The organism is Bacteroides sp. FSHCM14E1, assembly GCF_019633785.1.
GTDB classification, from domain to species: Bacteria; Bacteroidota; Bacteroidia; order Bacteroidales; family Bacteroidaceae; genus Bacteroides; species Bacteroides hominis.
The window spans coordinates 407,312-430,982 of record NZ_JADKYL010000004.1; the positions used below are offsets into that span (position 1 = coordinate 407,312).

General features: G+C 37.5%; 21 protein-coding genes. 17 read left to right on the forward strand and 4 right to left on the reverse strand.

Translation table 11 applies throughout. The features are described from left to right. Positions 1–37: 37 nt before the first annotated feature. The 3 genes from ISX59_RS09335 to ISX59_RS09345 are packed head-to-tail and all read left to right on the forward strand — an operon-like array spanning position 38 to position 2,144. Complete coding sequence (locus ISX59_RS09335) at positions 38–844, forward strand: UDP-2,3-diacylglucosamine diphosphatase (RefSeq protein ID WP_005780295.1); 807 nt, start codon at positions 38–40, stop codon at positions 842–844. Then, positions 841–1,965, forward strand: coding sequence for a glycosyltransferase family protein (locus ISX59_RS09340; protein WP_005780293.1), 1,125 nt, complete (start codon positions 841–843; stop codon positions 1,963–1,965). The genes ISX59_RS09335 and ISX59_RS09340 overlap by 4 nt, the downstream gene beginning before the upstream one ends. Next, positions 1,962–2,144: a type II toxin-antitoxin system HicB family antitoxin gene (locus ISX59_RS09345; RefSeq protein WP_005780291.1), complete on the forward strand. Its 183-nt coding sequence runs from the start codon at positions 1,962–1,964 to the stop codon at positions 2,142–2,144. The genes ISX59_RS09340 and ISX59_RS09345 overlap by 4 nt, the downstream gene beginning before the upstream one ends. Positions 2,145–2,250: 106 nt before the next feature. On the opposite strand, the gene ISX59_RS09350 is transcribed toward ISX59_RS09345, so the two are convergent. The 3 genes from ISX59_RS09350 to ISX59_RS09360 are packed head-to-tail and all read right to left on the reverse strand — an operon-like array spanning position 2,251 to position 7,861. Beyond that, positions 2,251–4,413: a S46 family peptidase gene (locus ISX59_RS09350; protein WP_122330527.1), complete on the reverse strand. Its 2,163-nt coding sequence runs from the start codon at positions 4,411–4,413 to the stop codon at positions 2,251–2,253. A gap of 2 nt (positions 4,414–4,415) precedes the next feature. After that, on the reverse strand, positions 4,416–6,581 hold the full coding sequence (locus ISX59_RS09355) for a S46 family peptidase (protein WP_044301952.1): 2,166 nt from the start codon (positions 6,579–6,581) through the stop codon (positions 4,416–4,418). Positions 6,582–6,622: 41 nt separating this feature from the next. Beyond that, positions 6,623–7,861 (reverse strand): anaerobic sulfatase-maturation protein, encoded by a 1,239-nt coding sequence (locus ISX59_RS09360; protein WP_005807432.1) that lies wholly within the window; start codon positions 7,859–7,861, stop codon positions 6,623–6,625. 239 nt (positions 7,862–8,100) lie between these two features. Here ISX59_RS09360 and ISX59_RS09365 point away from each other — a divergent pair, with 239 nt between their 5' ends. The 4 genes from ISX59_RS09365 to ISX59_RS09380 all read left to right on the forward strand — a co-directional run bounded on the left by ISX59_RS09365 (position 8,101) and on the right by ISX59_RS09380 (position 11,996). Continuing rightward, positions 8,101–8,829 (forward strand): DUF4369 domain-containing protein, encoded by a 729-nt coding sequence (locus ISX59_RS09365; RefSeq protein ID WP_005807430.1) that lies wholly within the window; start codon positions 8,101–8,103, stop codon positions 8,827–8,829. Between the two features lie 42 nt (positions 8,830–8,871). Next, positions 8,872–10,635 carry a tetratricopeptide repeat protein gene (locus tag ISX59_RS09370; RefSeq protein WP_032542542.1) on the forward strand — a complete coding sequence of 588 codons (1,764 nt, stop codon included), beginning with the start codon at positions 8,872–8,874 and terminating at the stop codon, positions 10,633–10,635. Between the two features lie 165 nt (positions 10,636–10,800). After that, positions 10,801–11,193: a DUF3244 domain-containing protein gene (locus ISX59_RS09375; RefSeq protein ID WP_220575834.1), complete on the forward strand. Its 393-nt coding sequence runs from the start codon at positions 10,801–10,803 to the stop codon at positions 11,191–11,193. An 8-nt stretch (positions 11,194–11,201) separates the two neighbouring features. Beyond that, on the forward strand, positions 11,202–11,996 hold the full coding sequence (locus ISX59_RS09380; protein ID WP_220575835.1) for a hypothetical protein: 795 nt from the start codon (positions 11,202–11,204) through the stop codon (positions 11,994–11,996). A gap of 246 nt (positions 11,997–12,242) precedes the next feature. Here the strand turns inward: ISX59_RS09380 and ISX59_RS09385 are convergent, their stop codons facing one another. Next, positions 12,243–13,340: a helix-turn-helix domain-containing protein gene (locus tag ISX59_RS09385; protein WP_220575836.1), complete on the reverse strand. Its 1,098-nt coding sequence runs from the start codon at positions 13,338–13,340 to the stop codon at positions 12,243–12,245. Positions 13,341–13,569: 229 nt separating this feature from the next. Between ISX59_RS09385 and ISX59_RS09390 the strand changes: the two genes are divergently transcribed. From ISX59_RS09390 to ISX59_RS09435, 10 genes are all read left to right on the forward strand, one after another. Then, a complete protein-coding gene (locus ISX59_RS09390; RefSeq protein WP_080714153.1) occupies positions 13,570–13,779 on the forward strand; it encodes an NVEALA domain-containing protein in 210 nt (69 codons plus the stop codon). 8 nt (positions 13,780–13,787) lie between these two features. Further along, positions 13,788–14,849 carry a TolB-like 6-bladed beta-propeller domain-containing protein gene (locus ISX59_RS09395; protein ID WP_220575837.1) on the forward strand — a complete coding sequence of 354 codons (1,062 nt, stop codon included), beginning with the start codon at positions 13,788–13,790 and terminating at the stop codon, positions 14,847–14,849. A 231-nt stretch (positions 14,850–15,080) separates the two neighbouring features. Then, a complete protein-coding gene (locus tag ISX59_RS09400; protein ID WP_032529686.1) occupies positions 15,081–15,350 on the forward strand; it encodes an NVEALA domain-containing protein in 270 nt (89 codons plus the stop codon). 89 nt (positions 15,351–15,439) lie between these two features. Then, positions 15,440–16,567 carry a hypothetical protein gene (locus ISX59_RS09405; protein WP_215907879.1) on the forward strand — a complete coding sequence of 376 codons (1,128 nt, stop codon included), beginning with the start codon at positions 15,440–15,442 and terminating at the stop codon, positions 16,565–16,567. Next, positions 16,564–16,944, forward strand: a complete 381-nt coding sequence (locus ISX59_RS09410) for a DUF1573 domain-containing protein (RefSeq protein WP_080714500.1) — start codon at positions 16,564–16,566, stop codon at positions 16,942–16,944. The genes ISX59_RS09405 and ISX59_RS09410 overlap by 4 nt, the downstream gene beginning before the upstream one ends. 2 nt (positions 16,945–16,946) lie before the next feature. Further along, positions 16,947–17,822: a DUF1573 domain-containing protein gene (locus tag ISX59_RS09415; protein ID WP_032535765.1), complete on the forward strand. Its 876-nt coding sequence runs from the start codon at positions 16,947–16,949 to the stop codon at positions 17,820–17,822. A gap of 141 nt (positions 17,823–17,963) precedes the next feature. Further along, on the forward strand, positions 17,964–19,925 hold the full coding sequence (locus ISX59_RS09420; protein WP_220575841.1) for a transglutaminase domain-containing protein: 1,962 nt from the start codon (positions 17,964–17,966) through the stop codon (positions 19,923–19,925). Between the two features lie 184 nt (positions 19,926–20,109). Further along, positions 20,110–21,120, forward strand: coding sequence for a BF3164 family lipoprotein (locus ISX59_RS09425; protein WP_220575842.1), 1,011 nt, complete (start codon positions 20,110–20,112; stop codon positions 21,118–21,120). Next, positions 21,117–21,671 (forward strand): hypothetical protein, encoded by a 555-nt coding sequence (locus ISX59_RS09430; RefSeq protein ID WP_032530590.1) that lies wholly within the window; start codon positions 21,117–21,119, stop codon positions 21,669–21,671. Before ISX59_RS09425 ends, ISX59_RS09430 begins: the two co-directional genes overlap by 4 nt. 55 nt (positions 21,672–21,726) lie before the next feature. After that, on the forward strand, positions 21,727–22,887 hold the full coding sequence (locus ISX59_RS09435) for a DUF4221 family protein (RefSeq protein ID WP_005807401.1): 1,161 nt from the start codon (positions 21,727–21,729) through the stop codon (positions 22,885–22,887). The last annotated feature ends 784 nt before the right edge of the window (positions 22,888–23,671 follow it).

Below are 23,671 nucleotides of genomic sequence, written 5' to 3' on the forward strand. Positions count from 1 at the left end.
AAAACAGGATCTTTGCGTAACGAAAAAACAAAAAGTTATGCATTTACGCACGTATTATCCCACAGTAGTTCTTTCGGATATTCATCTGGGAACACAGCATTCTAAAACAGAAGAGGTTACTCACTTTTTGAAATCGATTAATTGTGACCGCCTGATCCTGAATGGTGATATCATCGATGGATGGCATTTACAGAAAAGCGGTTTGGGAAAATGGAAAGCTAAACATACGGACTTCTTTAAAGTGATTATGAAAATGATGGAGAATTTCGGAACACAGGTGATTTATGTTCGTGGCAATCATGATGACTTTCTGGATAATCTGGCACCTTTGAACTTTTATAATGTCCAAATTGTGAAAGACTGCATCTATGAGAGTCATGGCAAACGTTATTATGTGACCCATGGAGATATTTTCGATACAGTGACCACCCAAATGAAGTGGTTGGCGAAACTGGGAGACACTGGATATACTTTTCTGTTGTGGTTGAATAAAGTTTATAACGCCCGCAGAATGAAGCAGGGTAAGCCTTATTATTCTCTTTCTCAATCTATCAAGAATAAAGTGAAGACCGCTGTTTCTTATATTTCTGATTTTGAAAAAGAGCTTGTAGGACTGGCAAAAGTTAAAAGGTGTGATGGGGTGATATGCGGGCATATTCATCACCCTGCCAATACTTATTGTGATGGTATTCATTATCTTAATTCGGGTGACTGGGTAGAAACACTTTCGGCTTTGACAGAAGATGAAGAAGGAAACTGGACTATCCGTTATTTTGATAGTGAACTATTGAAAGAAAATAATAACAAAGAGAAAAAAACTACACCAATAACTAAAGCATCATGAAATTTTTGTTTATCGTTCAAGGAGAGGGGAGGGGACATTTTACCCAAGCCATTACTCTGGAAGATATGTTGTTGCGTAATGGACACGAAGTAGTGGAAGTACTTGTCGGGAAAAGTTCATCACGTACTTTACCCGGTTTCTTTAACCGAAGTATTCAGGCACCCGTAAAGCGCTTCACCAGTCCGAATTTTTTGCCTACCACTGAGAATAAGCGGGCTAATCTGAAAAAGAGTTTTGTTTATAACCTGATACGTACACCGGAATACTTTCGCAGCATGTGTTATATCGATCAGCGTATTAAGGAAACAGGGGCGGAAGTCGTGATCAACTTCTACGAACTTCTGACCGGACTTACCTACGCACTCTTCCGTCCCTCTGTTCCTTATGTCTGCGTCGGGCATCAATATCTGTTCTTGCATAAAAACTTTGAGTTTCCACGGAAATCTATGATCCAACTTTCCATACTTCGCTTTTTTACACGTTTGACGAGTCTGCGTGCCAATAGGCGGTTAGCGCTTTCTTTCCATAAGATGAATCCGGACCGGGCAGAAGGTATAACCGTCGTTCCTCCTCTGCTTCGTAGGGAAGTGACTGCCATCCAACCGGAACAAGGCAATTATATTCACGGATATATGGTTAATTCCGGTTTTGCAGATAGTGTAGAAGCCTTTCATGTCTTACATCCTGAAGTACCTATGCATTTTTTCTGGGATAAACAGGATGTTGACGAGGTAATCAAGGTAGATGCTACCCTAAGTTTCCATCAGATTGATGATGTGAAATTCCTCAACCGAATGGCCGGTTGCAGAGCATATGCCAGTACGGCCGGTTTTGAATCTATTTGTGAGGCAATGTATTTGGGAAAACCTGTACTGATGGTACCTGCCCATATCGAACAGGATTGCAATGCCTATGATGCTTACCGGTCCGGTGCCGGAATTATTGGCGAATCTTTTGATTTGGAGTCGTTGCTACGTTTTGCCGGGACGTATGTTCCCAACAAAGAGTTTATTCGTTGGGCCCGTAGTAGTGAGCGGCAGATTATAGGAGAACTCGAACGACTTATCGACCAGCAGTCGGTCATTACTGTACCTACATTAACTAATTATTTTCCGATATGAAATTGAATAAAACTGATTATGTGCTTGAACGTACATCCGATGGAGGTTATTATGCCTGGCTTACTGTAAGTATGCAGTGTAATGCGTATGGTGATTCACCTGAAGAAGCGGTAATAAATCTGGAACAAACCATGGAAGATATGGTTGAAGAGATGTATTTGGTAGAAGATTTTGTCTGAAGCTATCAGGTAATCAGTGGGAGTGAAGAATTTTATTGAGAAATACTTCCATTGATATTTTAAAGAAAGAGAGTACACTTTAAGTGAAGTGCACTCTCTTTTTATATTATTCCACAATATCGAGTTCTTTGATGATATGTGAAGCACCTGCATATTTATCAATAATAAATAGAGTATAGCGGATGTCAACCACTGCTGCACGTTGTGAAGAAGGACGGAAAGCAATATCTCCTGTCAAACCTTCATAATTACGGTCGAATCCGGTACCAATCAGTTGACCTTTTCCATTGAATACCGGACTTCCGGAGTTTCCTCCTGTGTTGTCTGTATTGACAATGAAACATACTGGCATTTCTCCGTTTTTCATAGCGTAGTGTCCGAAGTCTTTCGCCTGATATAGTTGTTTCAGTTTGGTGGGTACTACAAACTCCCAATTGCCAGGATCTTCTTTCTGCATCACACCTTTCAGAGTCGTATAGTAGTTGTATACTGTTCCGTCAGCAGGTTCGTACGGCAATATCTGACCATAAGTCAATCTGAGAGTCGAGTTTGCATCCGGATAGATAGGTGTGCCGGCGGCTTGGCGCATGTCCATCATACCTTTCACCCATACTTTGTGGGCGGCATCATAGTTTTTATTGGCATCTTTCATTGCGAGAGCTGTTTGCAGCAATCCGTCTGTGATGGAGTATTTGAAGAGAACCATCCAGTCCTTATCGAGCTTGTTCAGGGTAGGACGAGCGATAAACTTGTCGAAGTTTTCTTTCGACCCGAAGATTGAATACTTGAAGCAAGCATCGATAAAGGCATTCTTATCTCCTTTGAAACGGCTGTTTATTACTTTGAAAATACCGATCTGTTGATCTTCCGGAATATATCCGGCATAGGTTTCGAGCATTTTTTTGCCTACGATTTGTTCTACTTCCGGGAAAGGGACAGATGCAAAATATTTATCTGCTGCAATTTTCAGTTTATCGGTTTCTTCTTTAATTTTTGAAGCATTTTTACTTTCAAGCGCTTTTTTCAATCCGTCGGTTGAAGGGATTTTCATAAAATCAAGTGCAGTTACCAATGCTTCGTTAATAGCCTGTTGATGATACATCGCATCATGGCGGTGAGCTACAATCGAACGTATTTCGTCGAAGGCCTTCTGGTAAGAATCATCTTTCTTCTCACGTCCCATTGCCAATAACTGTTCTTGTTGCTTTTCTTTGGTATCCAACACTTTCAGGCGAACAAGCCCTTCGTTCATGCCAATGGCATTTTTCCAGTAATTAGCTGAAGAGGCATATTTGCTTGCGTAATGTATGCGCACCGCAGGATCTTTCAGCATTTGTTCCATCAGTACAGCTTGTCTTGCTTCGCGTACATGATGGCGCATGAAGTTAGTGGTTTGCATCCGTTCTTTTACTTCGTCGGCAATCATGTAGCGCCAGTTACGTCCGGGAAATCCCATAACGAAGGTGAAGTCACCCTCTTTTACTCCTGCCAAACTAATTGTCAGGTGTTTTTTTACTTGTAGGGGCACGTTGTCTTTAGAATATTCTGCCGGCTGGCCACTTGGGTCTGCGTAAATGCGGAATAAAGAGAAGTCTCCTGTGTGACGCGGCCACATCCAGTTATCTGTGTCAGCTCCAAATTTGCCAATAGAGGAGGGAGGAGCACCTACCATGCGGATGTCGCTGTAGACGGTCTTTACAAACAGATAGTACTTGTTACCGCCATAAAACGGTTTCAGTTCCAGGCGTGTTGCCGGTGTGATTTGGATTTTTTCCGCCTTTGCGAAACGGTCGGCAACCGTTGCCAGATATTTGGGAGACAAATAATTGACTCCGTTAGGATCATCATCTTTTTTGAGCTGTTCATTTACATAGTCCGTTACGTCGAGAATACGGTCGATAAAGGTTACTGTCAGTCCTTTGCATGGTAACTCTTCGTTTCGGCTCATTGCCCAGAATCCGTCTGTCAGATAGTCATGATCTACACTGCTGTGTTGCTGGATCGCCCCATATCCGCAATGGTGGTTGGTCAGTACCAATCCTTCCGCTGAGATAATTTCACCGGTACATCCGCCTCCAAAATGCACAACAGCATCTTTTAAAGCTATTCCGTCCGGATTGTAAACCTCTTCAATGGGGATTTGTAATCCAAGGTCCATCATGGCAGCTTCATTCTGCGCTTTCAGGTCAGTAAGCATCCACATTCCTTCGTCGGCACTGATGGTCAGTGCCATCAGTGCGAACGTAGTAGATAATAATTGCTTTTTCATCATTATTCAACAATCGTCATTTCGTTAATCAAATGTCCGCATCCTCCCAGTTTTTCAAGGATAAATAGTACATAGCGAATATCCAGATTGATACAGCGTTGCAGGTTGTTATCGAAATTGATGTCGCCACTCAGTGACTCCCAGTTACCATCAAACGCACAACCAATCAGTTCTCCATTTTCATTCAATACCGGACTTCCGGAGTTACCGCCGGTAATATCGTTAGTAGACAGGAAGCAAACAGGCATTTCACCATTCGGTAATGCGTAGCGTCCGAAGTCCTTTTTCTCAATCAGCTCTTTCAGTTTGGCCGGGACCACGAACTCACGGTCTTCCGGGTTCTCTTTTTCAAGGATTCCATCGGTTGTTGTGTAATATTTATAATATACACCGTCTTTGGGGCTATATGGCTTCACATTTCCGTAAGTCAGTCGGATTGTGAAATTTGCATCGGGATAAGATGGTGTAGGCAATTTCATTTCACCCAATCCACGGATATATGTTTTATGTAATAAAGCCAGTTCTTCCGGCAGTTTGCCCATCTGTGCAGCCAGGTCGGTATATTTATCAAATTTAGCACGTGAGTATTGTGTGGCTATATCTTTTTCGATTGCCTTTACAGTTGGCTTTTTGATAAACTTATCAAAATTAGACTGATTTGCTAAAATTGAAGTATCATACATTGCATCCACGTATGCATTGTAGTCTCCTTTATATTCTTTTTCAATCACCTCGTAGATAGCGGGACGCTGTCCGGCAGGAACCATCTCTGCATAAAGTGGTAGCAAAGCTTTGGCTACTTTACGATCTACTTCGTGGTCGTAATCTTTATTATGGATGTTGTCAAACACCTCTTTTAATACCTTGATGTTAGCCTGAATATTAGAGTCGTTTTTCTGCTCTAACGCTTCTTTCAGTTTATCCATCACCAGATAAGGACTGCCAAATTCAATACCGCCGAAGAATGTTTCGGTCAGGCAGGTCTGCTGATATTTGATCGGAGAGGTTTTTGATACGGCTTCATTGATCTTAGATACAACCTGCATATAGTCAGTGTTATTTTTTTCTTTGGCGAATTGTGCAAATTTTGCTTCCTGGTCTGCTTTCGTGCCTAAAACATTATTATCGATAATGGCTTTGTTCATACCGATAGAATTTTTCCAATAATTGCTGGAACCTGCATATTTGTTGGCATATTGAATACGTACTTTGTCGCTGGCATTCATGGCTTCTTTCAGTACGTCCTGACGGGTGCCGCGGATGCGGATACGGGGAGCATTGCTTGCTTCCATACGCTCTTTCACTTCCGATACAGTGAGGTAACGGCTGGTACTTCCCGGGAATCCCATAATCATTGCATAATCTCCCTCTTTCAGCCCTTTGATAGAAATGTTCAGGTGCTTTTTAGTTTTCAAGGGTGCATTGGAAGCATTGTATTCTGCCGGTTCTCCGTTGGCATCGGCGTAGATTCTGAACATTGAGAAGTCACCGGTATGGCGTGGCCACATCCAGTTGTCGGTTTCTCCGCCGAATTTGCCGATTGATGAAGGCGGGGCGGCAACCATGCGTACATCCGGATATACTTTCTTATAAAACATGTAGAATTTGTTTCCGGCATAGAAAGGCAATGCTTGCGGAACGATTCCTTTTTTTCCTTTCAGATCACTCTTTTCGAACAATTCCTTGGCCAGTTTATTGAGAAAAGCACTGCTGAATGATTCTGTTTCGGTGATTTCTTTTGCGGCGATTTTGGCATTTACGATATTAGTGATGTCTTCTATACGTTCGATAAATGTAAACTTTAACCCCGGTGTAGGCAGTTCTTTGTCTCTTGAGGTTGCCCAAAAGCCGTCTGTCAGATAATCGTGTTCAACAGAACTATGTTGTTGGATAGAAGCGTATCCGCAGTGATGGTTAGTTAATATCAATCCTTCCGGTGAAATGATTTCTCCGGTACATCCCCCACCGAAGATACCTACAGCATCTTTCAGTGAAACTCCGTTCGGATTATACAGGTCTTGGGCTTCAAGTTTCAGTCCCTGTTTTTTCATCATATCGATAGAGTGTTGTTCCTGCATCAGTTGCAGTAACCACATACCCTCGTCCGCCTTTGCGGAACAAACGACCAACGCAGTCAGCGCCAGTAAGTAAAGTTTGAGTCTGTTCATTAGTTTATTAAAAAATTAGTATGATTTGTTGCTTTTCTATTTTAATCTATGATCAATTTGTTTCCTTTGATAGCGTCCATCACATTAGCGGGCGGACGTTGGTTCATTAGTTCATTTTTCATAAAGTCCATGTAAGGAGCCACATGTTTGAAGAACTGATGATATCCTTTGCACAGGTAGTTGAGCCCCGGTTCGCCGTTTGCTGTGCGGCTGAAACGATTCTTAGGGCATTCGCCATTGCAGGCAAACAGAAATTCGCATTCCTTACATTGGGTGGGCAGTGAGTTCTGTTTCATTTGTCCGAAAGACGTCTGGCGTTCGCTGTACATCATTTCTACCAGAGTCTGATTGTAAATGTTTCCCAATTTGAATTCCGGAAACACAAAATGGTCACATGAATATACATCGCCATTGAACTCCATTACACCGGCATGTCCGCAAGTTTTTGCCATAGAACAGACACCCGGTTGTTCTCCTACCCAGTTGGCAAGCGTTGAGTCGAAAAGTTGGATATAATAGTTACCTACATCTTCTTTCACCCACTCGTCGAAAAGTGTACAGAGAAAGTTTCCCCATTGTTCAGGAGTAACGGAGAATTCAGCTATTTTTCCATCTTCCCGTTGTGTCAGGGATGCCAGATGGCGTCCGTCTTTATGGGGAAAAATTCGTTCCACTATTGGGGCAAACTGAATATAATGGCAATCTAACTCCTTGAAAAAATGATAAAAGTCGAGCGGATAGTCTGCATTAAAATCGTTCACTACCGCCATGGCATTCCATTCTACTCCATGCTTTTTTAAAAGATTGATACCATTCATGACTTTCACAAACGATGGCTTTCCAAGTTTGTTCTTTCGGTATTCGTCGTGAAATTCCTGAGGCCCATCTATCGAAACTCCTACCAACCAATTGTTCTCACGAAAAAAATCGCACCACTCGTCGGTTAGCATGGTACCGTTGGTCTGTATACAGTTGTCTATGCTTCTTCCGCGAGCATATTTCTTTTGCAGTTCCATCGCTTTCTTATAGAAAGAGAGTGGACGCATCAATGTCTCTCCTCCGTGCCAGGTGAAGAGTACCTGCGGCATAGTTTGCGAATTGATGTATTGTTCGATGAACTTTTCGAGTAATTCATCACTCATCACATGTTTGGGATTTTCTTGATAAAGTCTGGACTTTTCCAGATAATAACAATAATCACATGCAAGGTTGCATACAGCCCCTACGGGCTTGAGCATTACGTATAGCGGCTTGGCAAAGGGTGCGTAGGTAGTAGACATTTTCTATATTATACGATTACAATTTTACGGGTTAACGGGCTGACTAATTCAATAACTCATTGACTATTTGTCAACTCCGAAAGTGCAAATTTAGATAAAGTAAATGAAAAATCCGTCCTTATATAGATGTTTATAAGGATTATTAAAGAAAAGAGTCTTACAAGTTTTAAATATTGATAAAATGTTTCATTTGCTTACGAATCCGTTGTACCTTTGTCACCGAAAAAGTTGTGTATCCTATGAATAAAGTATTGCCTTTTTTACTTTTGCTTTTTGTTTTCACTTCTTGTAGCCGTAAGTATAAGATTGAAGGCGCCTCTTCTGTAACCAGCCTGGATGGTAAGATGCTTTTTATTAAAGTGCTTCAGAACGGTGAGTGGCTTAATATTGATTCTGCAGAAGTGATACATGGATTGTTTTCGATGAAAGGCAAAGTGGATTCGGTAGTGATGGCTACACTTTATATTGGCGACGAGAGTATCATGCCTTTGGTAATTGAAAAAGGTAATATTCAAGTTTCAATTACAAATACTGAATTGGTTGCGAAAGGCACCTCCTTGAACAATGCACTTTATGCTTTTATTGATAAAAAGAACTCATTAGATATCCAGATAGAAGAGTTGCAACGTAAAGAGGCACGCATGGTGATGGATGGTGCTGACTTGGCAGATATTCATGAACAACTGACTCACGAAGGTGATTCGTTGATGCAGGATATGAATGGTTTTATCAAAAAATTTATTTCCGATAATTACGAAACGGTTTTAGGTCCAAGTGTATTTATGATGCTTTGCAGTACTTTGCCTTATCCGGTTATGACTCCTCAAATTGAGGACATCATGAAAGATGCTCCTTATTCTTTTAAAAATAATAAATTAGTAAAAGATTTTATTACAAAAGCGAAATCAAACATGGAGCTGATTGAAGAGCATCAGCGCATGGAACAAAATGCAACTTTAAATCGTTAAACTTTAAGTTTTTTCCGTATTTTTGCGAAAAACTTAATGAAAATGAACACGCACTTACGATTTGGTTATCTTTTTGTTGTTTTATTTGGTCTTTTGGTTGTATCATGTCATTCGACACCGGATACAGTTGTATTATCATTGTCTCAAGCTGAGAGAATAATGGAATCTGATCCGGATAGTGCTATGACTATTTTAAAGCACATCCCAACTCCTGAAAGCCTTCATGGCAAAGCTCAAGCAGATTATAGCCTGCTAATGACTCAGGCTATGGACAAGAATTACATGAAATTTACTTCGGATTCCCTCATTAAATTTGCGGTTGGTTATTATGGATCTTATACTGAAGATATTGTATCCAAAGGAAAAGCTTTCTATTATTATGGAAGAGTGATGGAAAGTCTTGATAAAGTGGAAGACGCTATGAAATTTTATTTAAAGGCGAAAGATGTACTTCAGAATACTAAGCAGTTTAAATTGTTAGGGTTAGTGTCAGAAGGAATAGGAGATTTGAACAGAAGGCAAAAATTATTTGATGCAGCATTGAATGACTATAGATTATCTTTTGTTTACTATTCTGGTATTTCAGATTCACTTTGTATGACATATGCTAATAGAAATATAGGAAGGGCGTTTTTATATAAGAATCAAATAGATAGTGCATATTATTATTATGATAAGGCTTTGTATATTTCTAGTCAGAAAGAATATTCGGCTGTGGGATCTATACTTTTAGAATTGGGGGTTATTCATCGTTCTCAAGGGGATTATGTTGGGGCTGAATATTATTTTCTGTCTTTCTTGAAGAAAGAAAAGGATCAGGAGAAATTATATTCTGGATATTTAGCTTTAGGTAATTTATATTTATATATGGGCAGGCTGAAGGATGCAGAAATGTATCTTGCATTGTGTCTTGAGAATGCGAATTTAATAGTAAAGAGAGATGCTTATGAGTGCCTATATGATTTGAAAAAAGAATTGAATGATTTTAAGAGTGCTGTTGGATATAAGGATATAGCAGATTCTTTACAAATAATAACTCGAGATATTGAAACTCGGAATAACATAGCGGACTTGCAGGGTAAGTATGATAGTGAAAAATGGCAGAAAGAAAGTTTGCAAGCCAGTATTGAGAAAAAGAACATTCTCTTGATCGGTTCGTTTATAGGCTTTATTGCTATATTGGTTATTGTATACATTTGTTATAAATATCGAACTAATCAGAAGTTGATCAGAGATATTAGCCAAAGAATTCGTCAGAACGTTACCGAGATAGAAATGTATCAAGAGCAAATACTCAATTATAGAAACTTGCAAAAAGAGACATTACGAGATTATCGAAATCAGATAGGAGAATTACAAGGAAAGGTGTCCGTTCTTGAAGATCAGAATAGAACATTATCTGTTCATTTAGTTGAGAAGAAGGGGAATATACCAGATAGTGATGATGGTGATCTTTATGCTATCTACATGCAAGGACTTCGTATACTACTAATGTTGAGAAAGAAAGAGGACATGGAAAATGCCTCTGATAAAAAACAACTTTTGGATGGTGATTGGGATAAGTTATTTCATCTATCCAATGCTTTACACAATGATTTCATTATACGTATTAAAAAGGAATTTCCTAATTTGACTAAGCATGATATCGAAATTTGTTGCTTGTTGAAATTTGGCATTACACATGAAGTTTTGGGACTCGCTTTTCTAACGACTTCTGAGTCGGTGACAAAGGCTAAAGGACGTTTGAAAAAACGATTAAATTTATCAGTATCCGATGATTTGGATAATTTCTTGCAGAAATATTAGTTCAATTTTATGCTGGTTGTCCGGGTATATGCCTCTGCTTGTTTGTGTAAATTGCTTATATATAGTGATTTATGTGGTATTAACCCTTGCTGTATTTGTCCGGGTGATTTGTTTTGCTATCTTAGCCAAATGCGCTATATTTGACGAAACCAAAACAAATAAAATATGAAATTGCGTGTTATTTTATCATTGATTGTGGCATTGTTCATTGGACAATCCATGTATGCTATGTCAAATGAAGTTCTTCGTAGACCTATTATCTTGGATGGAGAAATTATTGAGGAAGGTAGCCGTTCTATCAATCCGCTTATTCCTATTTCTGCAGATATTGATGGTACTATTTTATCTATTGAGTTTATAGAAGCTATAGGTAATGTAGATATTGCAGTGAAAGAAATTACTGATGCTAAAAAAGAAGTTTATTCGTCTTCTATGGATGTAACAGCTGCCGGTCAGGTTACTTCGTTCTCTATTGCTGATTTAACTCCGGGAACTTATGTGCTTGAATTTACCAATGCAGCTGGTGGGTATGTATATGGACAGTTTATTGTAGAATAGTTGTTATAATGAAGAGAATTTTATTATCAACATGCGACAGAACGTATACGCAATTAGGTAATCAGGAAGCCTTGGTTTCCTTATTGAAAGGTGCGGGGTATGACGTGAACTATACATCGGAAGTAAGTGAACAAGAGTGGGGTAATTATCCTTTGATTATCGCTTTTAAAGATGAGGAGTATGTTCGTATTAAAGAAATGAATTTACAAAATAATTTGTTGTCAGTCAATGAATTAATGGGTGATACTTGTTTGTTGCCCTCTCGTGACAGATGGACGAATAATGTGAATGATAATGAGAAGAAATCTATTTTGATTTGGGTTAATGAGTTTCATTCTATATTGAGGATCTTAGCTCTGTTGAAAGGATATTCCACGTGGAGTACTGCGTCTGTAGTCGATTTGAAATTACGTGATTTCACTCGGGTTGTACAAACCTTCCAAGCGCAGCTATGCCAGACCTCCGAAGTGATGGAGCATGCTTCGAAAGCTGATTTAATCATAAGTGATGGACTTTTCGCTGCTCAAGCTGTTTTAAATCATAAGCCTGTGATTATTGTTGACTCTTATGGTTGGAATGGTTTAGTTACTGATGCTACGTTTATGAGTCAATATGTTGCCGGTTTTACTGCAAAACCTGTTCAGAGTGATAGAGGGTATTTCCCATTATATGATTTATCTATTGCGATAAATAAGGCATTTGAAATGGAGCAGTCTGAGTTGAAAAGTTGCTCTAATAAACTCCTACAGGAGAATGAGCATATGTGTGAGAAGATTCTAAGAGTAGTTTCATCTCGGTGTTAACATTGATGTAGCACTGGATTGGGACTTGTTTTTTTATATAGTACTATCATATGTTTTTAGTTTAATTGTTTAATACTTAAATGGTTGCTATGTGCGGGGTGCGTGATGTATCTCGCACATTTTTTTATTCTGTATGCTTTTAGGGTTCTTATGAAGAGGAAGAAATTAATAAGATAGTCTACAAAAAGTTAACATCGTAATTTTACGAAGTTAACTTCGTAAAGTTACAATGTTAACTTCCTGTTTTTATGTGGTTTTGTCATCTACCAATATATAACATTCTTCGTTTTTTTTATCTGTTATGATCGTATATTTGCTGCCTATTTCTTCCAAAATTCTTTTTAATTTGTTGATGGCACTTGTCATATTATTGGTTGGATCAGCATTTTGAGGCCAGAATTCTTTCTTTAAATCACTTTTATTTATTCTGTAATTTGGACTGTTTAAGAAAAAAGTTAATATTTTTTGTTGCTGATTAGGCATTTTGATCGGATGGTTGTTGAATAAGACAAAATCTTTTTCAAAAACAAATTGATCCTTTAATGATAACTCTTCTTTTATGGTAGAATTAGTTTGCTTTTCTGTTTCTACACTACTGCCGACTGGTATGGTTTCGATGATATGAGGTGCAGGCTCTGCTGTATCGGCTGCTGGTACTGATGTCTTTTTTCGATACTTTCTATGATACCGTATAAACAGAATGATGATGTAGATGAGAATCAGTTCCACTATTAAATTGATGTAGATATTGGTTTTAGGCATTCGCTTCCACAAAGTTGAGAAATTATAGTCGATATACATAATGTAATCTACATTGACAATTTCATTTTCTAAACGATAGATAATCGTTTCTGCATTGTGGGGGATACTACTTGGGGGCTGACTCCATATTTCTCTCTGTAAATGTTTGGAGACAATGATTGCGGTGTTGACATATCCCTTTATATCATTTTTATTTAAGTTTTTAATTATTAAGTTCTGTATGTCAGTACTCTGTAAACTGTCCATCATAAGTAAGCCTAATTGGCGGGCTAAGAATATTTCGGTATCGATATCTTGAATTTTATGTTGATAGGTAAATAGCGTATCTTTTGAACAAAAAGTACGAGTTTCGTATGTTCCTATTTTCTTAGGTGAATTGCTAAGTCCATTCAAAGGTAAATCCTTGCATTTTTGTGCAATGTTGTTAATTACCGCTTCTTTTAAAATATTTTCGACTTGTGGCTTGAATGTTTCTTTTTCTTTTTGAATAAGGGAGTGGATGATTGTATAGGTTGAGACCCCTATAGCAATCATAATGAATAGTATAATGACTCCGATTATTAAAAATATTCTTTTATTCATATTGCCATATCTTGTGTTGGTGCTGCAAAGTTACTTTAAAAGTTTTAATTTTCCGTCTTATTTGTTGAATTAATAATAAAATCAATTGCTACCTTATTAGAACTTAATATATTGATATTTAGACGTCATTTAATAAAATGACGTTATCAATAAAAGTGTTGACGTAGAATGTTTGCATGCTTCTACTCGCTCGCTTATCTTTGCTGATATTTATTAATTTATTGGTAAAATGAAAATAAAGATTTTGGCAGTATTGGCCGTTGTTACAGTAGTTGTAGTTTCTATGTTTATAAGAGAAAAGCGAAAAGATTCTTCATCTTTAGTAATGATGAATATAGAGGCATTGGCGACAGGTGAAGGGACTTCACCCGCTATATGTTTTGGATATGGTTCAGTGGTTTGTCCCAATGATGGATCTAAAGTATTATATTACTATTAATAAACCTTATGAAACACTATCTGACATTTCTCGTTCTTTTGGTAATATTTACCGGGTGCACTTCGGATTTGCCAAAAGATCGAGTGTTGTATGCTTCTTTCCCTAAGGAAGAGACACTACACTCCAAGGTCATTCAGCTTGATTCAGTTTATATGCGTTATCCGTTTCGGATTCATGTGTCCGGTGATCAGGCGGTCGTTTTGGATTTACATGGTAGTGATGTGTATTGTCATCTTTTTCATTACCCTGATTTCCACTATCTGTCTTCGTTTGGCAGGCGGGGAGATTCACCGGAAGAGATGCTTTCAGTAGAAACAGTGAAATGTATAGATGGTTCGTATTGGACTTTAGATGCCAACAAAGGCGAGTTAACTAGGTTTGAGTTTGTTTCGGATAGAGATTCGCTTCTGCGTGCAGAAGCGATCTCTTTCGATAAAGACAGCATTCTGCGTGCTCTCGATTTTGTTGCATTCAATGATACTACTTTTCTAATTCCCGACTATTCGGGAGATAGTCGTTTTTGCTGGGTGAACCGGCAGGGAAAGTTCTTGAAGAAAAGTGGAACAATTCCTTCTTCCAATGAAGAAGCCTTGAAGGAAGCTCGTCCGGCTTTGGCACAAGCTTGGCGTAGTTTTATCGACTACAATCCTCACAATGGTGTGTTGATTGCCGCTACTCAATTAGGAGAGATTCTTGAAATTTATAATCTTCAAAATGGTTTTCATAAAGTCTGTCAAGGTCCAAAAGGAGAGCCGGAATTTAAGTTGGCAGGTGGCTATGCAATTCCTGACGGGATCATGGGATTCTCGGATGTACAGGTTACAGATGATGCTATTTACGCTATTTTTCATGGACGCACATTTAAAGAGATCATGGCGCAACACCAGAAGGAAGGAAGAGCTACAGATGGTGGACAGTATATTTATGTATTTAATCTTGAGGGTGAACCTTTGTGTAAATACACCTTAGATCGTTATATCACAGGTTTCCATGTAGATGAAAAAAATAAGACTATTACAGCGACAGATGTTAATAATGACCAGCCCATTGTGGAGTTCCGCTTTAGTTAAGGTCAAGTGTAACAGGTTCGAAAAGGAGCGGGTAAAGCCGACTTGTCGATAGGGAAGCTATTTCTCCGCTCCTGACAACCTTTAGAAAAGGAGGTTTAACAGGCACAAATATAATAAAAAACTGATGGAAAACATAAATGAAGCATTTAGATTTTCTGCTGGAGGGAGCTGGCTCTTCCAAGAAAGGAGACAGAAATATACAAAACTACGTTAGTAAAAATGAATATATATATGAAAAAGAGAGTTTATGTGGCATTGAGTATTGCTATTGTTATTATGTCTGCTGGTTATAACATTTATCAGAACCAAAAAGCTGAAACAACCTTGTCTGATTTGACTTTAGCTAATGTAGAGGCTTTGGCCGATACAGGTGAAGGAGGTGGTGAAACCGTTAAATGTTATTGTAGGGCTTCAGATGGCAGATATGTTTGCTCCGCTCTTGGGAACCTGGCTTATTGTGGAGCTGATCCTTGTTCTAATCATGATGGAAATTGTCGTTAAACAAGTAGGTTAATAATGAACTAAGATTCATATGTGATAGTAAAAACATATGAATCTTAGTCTTTGAAATAAAGTTATTGGTTTATATTATGAAAAAAATAGCATTCTTGTTGCTTATTTGTTTTTTGTTTGCATGTAGTCGTCAAGCAAAGAATATTCCTCATTCTGGAGAGAGCCTGTTAAATAAGAAAATATATTTGGATTCGGTAATTGTTGATGCCAGTTATACCAGTGGTTGGGGAAATTTTTATTTAGTTGACTCTATTATTACGTTTGCTGATACATATTATTCTAAATTTTATGATTATAAGGCTAATTCTGGTGATTTTGTTGCTGAACATTTTAGAAAAGGCAATGGCCCTGGAGAATTAAATGAATTTATGTTTGCTTATCCTATTCGAAATAAAAAGGATCAGTGTTTAATTGTTGATAATTCAATAATGCTTCATTCCTTTAAACAACAGGATTATGAATTATTTCATCATGGACGAATTAATTTCGGTTGGAATGGAGTATGTAAAGATTATGACTCTCCGAGAGCTTATAATATGATGTATTTAACTGACTATGGAGTTGATTTCTACTATCTAAATGACTCTATTATAATTTTTCCTGTAAACTTAATAGATCGTTTCGTTTCGGAGAAAGAGATAGAATCAGATCGTTATGATAAATTGCACATTTTTGGGGAATTGAACGTAAATACTATGATGGTTGAACGTGTCACGGGAAAAATGCCGGAAATTTATCACGAAAAACCTATTCCGAATTTTGAATCTTTTCGTTTTGCAATGAGAGGAGATACTGTATATGTAAATCATTATGTGGATTCGTTGATTTATGTTTATTTGTATCCGGATGAACTTATTTATACTATGGGGTTTGAAGGTAGAGATGTTGATCGTAATTATACGCAAACAACAGAACTTGACGAGGGGAAGACATTTATGAAAGATTATAAGACTGTTGGTTCAAGTGCTGGATTAGATTATGTACCTGAAACTAATATGTTGATTCGAACTTATGTGAAAGAGAGAATTATAAGAAAAACAGGAGTGCAGTTGTATCAAAACTCAAATATGTTGGCTGATATAGATGTACCCAATTACTTTATGTTTCTTGGATACAATAACGGCTGGTACTATGGAGTACGTAAATTACCTTTAGAAACAGAGAATGATATACGTTTTGTTTTTTATAAATTCCGAATAGAATGAAAACTTTTTCATGTTTTATCACTTTTTTATTTGTGAATATCTGTATATGTTTTGGTCAGAAAAGTAAAGATGAGGTTATTTTTAATAAAAGAAGAGTTGACGTTGGCACTATTATGAATGACACATTACTGAAATGTTCTTTCAAATTTACCAATGTTAGTTCTCATGATATAAAAGTAAATAAAATCTATCGGTCTTGTAATTGCACTAAAGTTTTTGTTACAGATTCTTTACTGAGAACAGGAGAGTCATCTTATATATATATGATTGTAGATACATCTAGTAAAAATGGATATTTTGAGGTTGCTTCTGTGGTTCAGTTGAATACTTTACAAGAAAATTATGCATTAAAGGTGGTAGGGAATAAAAAAGATTAGAAATGAAATATTATAACATATTGTTGTTGATTTCGCTTGTATTAGGGGTATGTTCATGTAAAAATCAAAATGTAGAAAGAAATCTTTTTATAGTTAAGGATTTGGTGGGCCAAAATCTTATACTTCCCGATAGTTTAGTGTTTTTTAATATGGATGGTCAAAATATAGATGTTACAATTCCAAAAACTAAATATAGGATTGTAATGTATGTGGATTCTATTGGTTGTATTAGCTGTAAATTAAAGTTAGCTAAATGGAAACAATTTATTGTCGATGTTGATAGCCTGTCCGAAAAAAACACTTCTTTTCTTTTTATTTTTTATCCTAAAATGAAGAAAGATATTTTTTATGCACTTAAAAATGATAATTTTACTTATCCAATCTGTTTGGATTTGGAAAATACATTTTATGATACCAATAAAATTCCTGGTGATATGATGCTTCAGACATTTCTACTTGATGAAGATAATAAAATTGTAGCAATAGGTAACCCCATTCATAATTCTAAAATTAAAGATTTATTTTTGAATATAATTTCCGGCGGCCAATTTCATCCAGATGAAAAATGTCCTCAAACAGAGGTGAAGATAGATGCTTTGTCTATGGATTTGGGTATGTTTGATTGGAAGAAAGAACAAAAATGTATTTTTACTATACAGAATACCGGTAAGAATCTATTAGTGATTGATGATATCAACACTTCGTGCGGATGTACTACCGTAGAGTATTCAAAAGAACCGGTTCAATCAGGAAAATCGATAGATATAGCGGTAACTTATAAAGCTGAGCATCCGGAGCATTTTAATAAAACAATCACGGTTTATTGCAATTCGGAATCTTCGCCTTTGCAACTGAAGATAAAAGGAGACGCTAAATAAAGCTAAAAATATTGCCGGCTGACGATCGGGTTGTGGTGGACAAATAACCAAGGGGGGCGATTTTGTTCAATGGTTTATTTCTAGGAGTAGTTGGTAAACTTGCTGCAATTCATTGTAAGCCGGCTTTTTATGAAACATAGTATGATTGGGGTATCAGGAAAGAAGAAAATTATGATAAAGACCTATTTGCTTTGCGGATTATTGAGTGCTGTTGTCTGCTGTTCTTGTACGGAGAACAAGCGGCTGAAGTATGCTTTGGAGTTTGCCGGAGAGAATAGGGGAGAACTTGAGAAAGTTTTGGAACACTATAAGGATAGCGGGCTGAAACAGGATGCTGCACGATTTCTGATTGAAAATATGCCTCGTTATTTTAGTTATGAAGGGTGGCAGTTGGATACTTTAAAAGCAATTCATGCGGCTACAGTACATACGGATGGTTGGGTAAATAAGGAAGCTCGTAAAAAGTGGGAGCATTTCTCTTATCGGACTTTAAAAAGGGTATATGATGCTAAGGTAATTAGAGCTGAGTTCCTGATTCATCACATTGATCAAGCATTTGAGGTTTGGGAAAAACGCCCTTGGAATAAATATTTGCCGTTTGATGATTTTTGCGAGTTGATTTTACCGTATCGGGTCGGGGATGAACCTTTAGAGGAGTGGCGTAGTTGGTATAAAGAGCGTTATGAATCTATATTGGATTCGCTCTACCAAGGGACAGATGTTGTGGAAGCTACTGATTGTTTGGGAGCCTATTTGCGTCAGGAAAAAGATTTCAGGTATAGTGTCGAGCTGGAACTACCGCATCTGGGTGCAGGATTTTTGCTGTCCAATAGGGTTGGAAGTTGTGAGGCTTCTTGTGATTTTACGGTTTATGTCTTACGTGCTCTGGGTATTCCCGCCGCTACAGACATTTATCATTATGGTCCTGGGAAAGGGGCCGGACATGTTTGGAATGTATTGAGGGATACAACAGGGGGATATGTACCTTTCTGGTTTATTCAGACTAAAGTGGAACGGGGAGGAAATGATAAACGTGAAAAAGGGAAGGTGTACAGGCAATGCTTTGGAGCGCAGCAGGAAAAGATATCGGGTATCCGGCGTGATCAGTCGGTTCCGTTCCCACTGAAAGATCCGTATCTGAAAGATGTGACTGATGATTATTTTCCGGCAAACCAGGTTGAAATCGAAATTGATTCTCAGGTTAACAAGAAATACATTTGTTTAGGCGTGTTTACGTTGGAAGGGTGTATGCCAATAGATATTACATTGCAGAAAGGAAACAAAGCTACATTTACAAATGTGGAACCGGGCATTTTGTTTCAACCACTTTATTTTAATGGCATGAAGTGGGTAGCGGCCGGATACCCTTTTCTTGTGGATGAAAAGGGAGAGGTGAAGTATCATAAGCCTGATTTTTCCAAAAAAGAAAGTATGGATCTGAATCGTAAATTCTTGTTACGGCAATATCTGAAAGATTATCTCAGTGCTGTGGTGGGAAGTAAGATAGAAGGGGCTAATCATTTGGACTTCTCGGATGCTTGCCTGCTGTATCAGATAGTAGATACTCCTAAAGTAAGCTATCAGGCAGCTTATCCGCCATCGGAAAAGAAGTATCGGTATATTCGTTACACATCACCTCCCGATAAGCCACTTCAACTGGCTGAACTACAGTTGTTCCGAAATTCAGATGATCAAGAGAAGCTTTGTGCGAAAGTTGTTGGTGGCAGTAATACTTTTATTGCGGATGACCGGTTCGATAGTTTAAAAGTGAATGATAGCGATGGGCTAACTTTTTTTCTCACCAAAGAAAAAGGAGCTTTTGTGACACTTGATTTAGGGAAAGCGGCAAAGATCGGAAAGATTGTCTATATGCCTCGTAACGATGATAACTTTATTCGGTTAGGAGATCAGTATGAGTTGTATTATCAGGATGGATTTAATGGTTGGATCTCGTTGGGTAAGCAAGTGGCTACAGAATTAACATTGCATTATGATAATATTCCCCAAAATGCAGTGCTTTGGCTCCGAAATTTATCAAGAGGAAAAGAGGAAACTGTATTTCGGAACGAGGCAGGTCGGCAGGTTTTCTTTGTGAAGTGGTAGAAAGATGAAAATATCAGACCATAAAAAGAAAACTATGTTGATTTTCTTTGTCGGGTATGATACAAATGCTCAAATGACCTGAATTTACTGCTTTTTGACCTGTAATTGTCCCTTAAAGCCCTTTTTTTTCTCAAACTTTGTGGCGTAAAGCTGACATAAAAGTTTGATTATCATGAAAAAAAGATTGAGAGTTCGTGGAATTTTATGGGGGATTTTATTGATAACTGTATCAAGTTGTATAGAATCTGATAGGATTATGCATTATGCTCAATTTGAGCATACCATAAATTTGAAATCCGGTAGAATACAGGTTCCTTCGGTGTTATTGTATCCACGGAGTTTAGTTTTATGTGATAGTAATCTGATAGTATTCAATGAAAAAATGGATACTATGTTTCAATGCTTCCATTTGCCGGATTTGACTTTTCAATATAGTTTTGGGACACAGGGGCAGGGACCGAATGATTTCGTTCTCCTTTCTATTACCCCTGTGAAATATCAAAAGAATGGATTTGTCATGTTAGATGGAATTAACCTGAAACATATTAGTGTTGAGAAAGATAAAGCTACCGTACAGACTTCGACTTTAAATTATGGATTTAATTGTTTTAATGACTTGATAAGTATTTCCGATAGCAGCTACTGTTGTAATGGCGGCTTTGAGAATGAAAAAGAATTTAGGTTTCTTTATCCTGACGGAAATCATGAATCATGGGGAGAATATCCCGAAACAGAGGAACGTTTCGGATCTGTTTTGGGCAGGAATCAAGCGTATATAAAGATGACCGTCGCCAAGCCTGATAAGAGTTGTTTCGTTTCGTTCTACCAACATATACGCCGTTTCAGAATTTATGGCCAGGATGGAAAACTAAAAAGAGATGTAATTTTAGATCTTTTCCCAGGACAGGAATGTCCGGAGGTAGATGATAATATGAGGCTTATACATCCTATATGTGTGTACACGACGGATAATTACATTTATACGCTAAATCTGGATATGACAACAGAAGATGTAGAGGATAGGAAAACAACCCCTAATATTCAAGTCTTTGATTGGGAAGGGAAACCACTCATACAATATAAACTCGACTGTTTTATTAACACTTTTGCTGTTGATGAAGTTGCACATAAGATTTATGGCGTTTTTGTGGAGGACGAAGATCATATTTATGTATTCAATTTACCCCAGTTATGAAATTGACAGCTTTGCTTCTTTTAAGTTTTTTATTTTGTGCTCAGGTTGTTGCGCAAGTTTCTCAACCCCACGGAGATCTTTTGCGTGGTGAGACGTATGTGATTGAAGTGCCTAAAGGATGGAATCGCCCTTCTGCTGTGCGTTCCTGTGATGAACCTTTGAGGCGTACAAGAGAAGGGTATGAAACGACAAAGTTTATGAGGGTATATTCTAAGCGTAAAGATCGTTGTGGTTCTGTTTTGACTATTATAGAAGTACAAAACTGTAAATGTTATCAGGAAATATTTGAGAGGGACAGTGTTTCGGCATTAGCAGATGCTACTCGGGTAAAGGTTATATATAGATCGATTAATGGTAGAAAAAAGATGATTGTCTCTTCTTATAAAGCCGATCGCCATCCGGAAACTAATGAATTATCAGCGCTACAGAAAGTCGAATGGTATTTGCAAGGGAATAAATGCGTGTATTATATTAGTTTCTCATCCTGTTCTATGTTTCTGGAGTTACTTCCACAGGTCAAAGGGATTGTAGCATCGTTAAAGGAAATCTGAGCGGAATTGATAATTTAGTATAGTATAAATATAGCATTTTATTGGTATTATGATAATGATTAGGAGTTTTGTATTTGTAGTTTTATTGGGGATAGTTGTAGGTTCTTGTCAGCAGGATAAGAAAACTGTAATTCATAGAACTGATGATTATACATTAGTAGCGAAGGAAGATAAATGTTTTCCGTTGGACAGTGAAACGGTTCAATTATCAGATTATTTACAATTGATCTATATGGATGGAAAACTGGTTTTTTCGTTTATAAATAACTATGATAACTCGATTGTACTGTATGATTACGGGACTGTGAAAAATATGGGTAAGATTAAGTTTGAGCAGGAGGGCTCGAATGGAGTTGGCAGTATTACTTCATACTTGTTTTTGAATAAAGATTCGATTTATTTGTATGATAGGATGACACGTTATCTGTACCTGACGAATGATAGTAGTCATGTGAAAGATAAGAAACGAATAGACATTGTCAGACGTTTGAAAGGAGATTCCATTTTTGCACCTTCTGAATTGTTTCCGCGTACAAATTCTCCTATTTTAAAAATAGGTGATGAATTATTGTTGTCCGGAACTCTTTTTTATGAATTTGAGGGTGAGAATGATTCAAATCGTCCTGTGATGGCTTTCTATAATTTGCAGAAGAACACTATTAGGTATTCTGATAGTTATCCATCTATGTATCATTCTGGAAATTGGGGAGGAAGTTTTACATATCGTTTCCCTTATTATACCTTGTCTCCTAATAATGAACTGGTTATTAGTTTTGCTGCCGATCATAATATAAGAGTACATCATGTAGACTCACTGCAATATCATGAGTTTTATGCCGGAACTAAAGAAGATATCGTTATTGAACCAGTTGAGAAAAGTCTTGATTTCGAACATTTTTCTCCAGAAGCCGATAGAGATCACTATGTCCATAGTTTGAATTATGGATGCATTCACTATGACTCATATAGAGAGGTTTACTATCGTTTGGCAGGACATCCAGACAGTAGTATTGATCCTAAAGAGGGGGTGCTGCGCAAACCAATGTCAGTGACTATTTTAGATAAGAACTTTCAAATTGTGGGAGAAACAATGTTACCCCAAGAACTTTATTTATTAAATCAATGTTTTGTCGGTCCGGATGGATTTCACATTCAAGTGGAGTCAGAGGATGATGATATAATGCGTTTTAAAACATTTGAACTATTAAAATTATGAGGAAACTGGATATAGTATGGAAATATTGTGATTATATCTAATGTGGGCTGTGGTGGATGTATTTCGGAGTCAGAGGCTTTTTTGAAAAGGAATATAAATGATAGTATTGCAGGTTAGCAATCCTAAAAAAGTAGAGTGGGATTTTGGGGATCCAGGGAACAGTTTTGAACAAACTATCCATATCCACAACGAAGATTATTCTAAAATGATATCGAAAATGTTACTTTATTAATGCGCTTATAATAAGGATGTTATGTCTTTATTCTGCACCGTTATCTGAGTCTGTGTACCCGGGCTTGTGAGCCTGTGTACCCGGGCTTATGGTCCCGCATACCTGGGCTCATGGGCACAGGTATGCGGGACGGGATAAAGAAAAGACCATTTTCACTAAAGATAGCAAGAAAAACAAAATACAATAATAGACATAAATAGATAAAAAACCAACTATATGTATGTGCATATCAGATATTTATAGCTTATTTATCATATAAAAACGGAGGTGGAAGATGGAAGATGGAGGTGGAAGATAAATGGCTTAAAAACACGATCTTCCACCATGCTATTATATTGATTATTAATAAATTAAACTTAAAAAGGTGGAAGATGGAAGATCGAAATGCGTTTTTTGTAGGAAAGTGTCTTTTCACCCAGGATTGCACAGGGCGGACGCTCAATAAGTATAACATCTTATCATTTTCTATATTTTTTCAATACCAATGACTTTATCTCTTATTTTCTCATCCCATCCACATGCTTTCCTCTTTCCTGCCATTCCCAGTTTGAT

Coding starts and splice junctions, on each gene's coding strand:
- ISX59_RS09335 (WP_005780295.1), top strand. CDS start 38: ATGCATTTACGCACGTATTATCCCACAGTAGTTCTTTCGGATATTCAT.
- ISX59_RS09340 (WP_005780293.1), top strand. CDS start 841: ATGAAATTTTTGTTTATCGTTCAAGGAGAGGGGAGGGGACATTTTACC.
- ISX59_RS09345 (WP_005780291.1), top strand. CDS start 1,962: ATGAAATTGAATAAAACTGATTATGTGCTTGAACGTACATCCGATGGA.
- ISX59_RS09350 (WP_122330527.1), bottom strand. CDS start 4,413: ATGAAAAAGCAATTATTATCTACTACGTTCGCACTGATGGCACTGACC.
- ISX59_RS09355 (WP_044301952.1), bottom strand. CDS start 6,581: ATGAACAGACTCAAACTTTACTTACTGGCGCTGACTGCGTTGGTCGTT.
- ISX59_RS09360 (WP_005807432.1), bottom strand. CDS start 7,861: ATGTCTACTACCTACGCACCCTTTGCCAAGCCGCTATACGTAATGCTC.
- ISX59_RS09365 (WP_005807430.1), top strand. CDS start 8,101: ATGAATAAAGTATTGCCTTTTTTACTTTTGCTTTTTGTTTTCACTTCT.
- ISX59_RS09370 (WP_032542542.1), top strand. CDS start 8,872: ATGAACACGCACTTACGATTTGGTTATCTTTTTGTTGTTTTATTTGGT.
- ISX59_RS09375 (WP_220575834.1), top strand. CDS start 10,801: ATGAAATTGCGTGTTATTTTATCATTGATTGTGGCATTGTTCATTGGA.
- ISX59_RS09380 (WP_220575835.1), top strand. CDS start 11,202: ATGAAGAGAATTTTATTATCAACATGCGACAGAACGTATACGCAATTA.
- ISX59_RS09385 (WP_220575836.1), bottom strand. CDS start 13,340: ATGAATAAAAGAATATTTTTAATAATCGGAGTCATTATACTATTCATT.
- ISX59_RS09390 (WP_080714153.1), top strand. CDS start 13,570: ATGAAAATAAAGATTTTGGCAGTATTGGCCGTTGTTACAGTAGTTGTA.
- ISX59_RS09395 (WP_220575837.1), top strand. CDS start 13,788: ATGAAACACTATCTGACATTTCTCGTTCTTTTGGTAATATTTACCGGG.
- ISX59_RS09400 (WP_032529686.1), top strand. CDS start 15,081: ATGAAAAAGAGAGTTTATGTGGCATTGAGTATTGCTATTGTTATTATG.
- ISX59_RS09405 (WP_215907879.1), top strand. CDS start 15,440: ATGAAAAAAATAGCATTCTTGTTGCTTATTTGTTTTTTGTTTGCATGT.
- ISX59_RS09410 (WP_080714500.1), top strand. CDS start 16,564: ATGAAAACTTTTTCATGTTTTATCACTTTTTTATTTGTGAATATCTGT.
- ISX59_RS09415 (WP_032535765.1), top strand. CDS start 16,947: ATGAAATATTATAACATATTGTTGTTGATTTCGCTTGTATTAGGGGTA.
- ISX59_RS09420 (WP_220575841.1), top strand. CDS start 17,964: ATGATTGGGGTATCAGGAAAGAAGAAAATTATGATAAAGACCTATTTG.
- ISX59_RS09430 (WP_032530590.1), top strand. CDS start 21,117: ATGAAATTGACAGCTTTGCTTCTTTTAAGTTTTTTATTTTGTGCTCAG.
- ISX59_RS09435 (WP_005807401.1), top strand. CDS start 21,727: ATGATTAGGAGTTTTGTATTTGTAGTTTTATTGGGGATAGTTGTAGGT.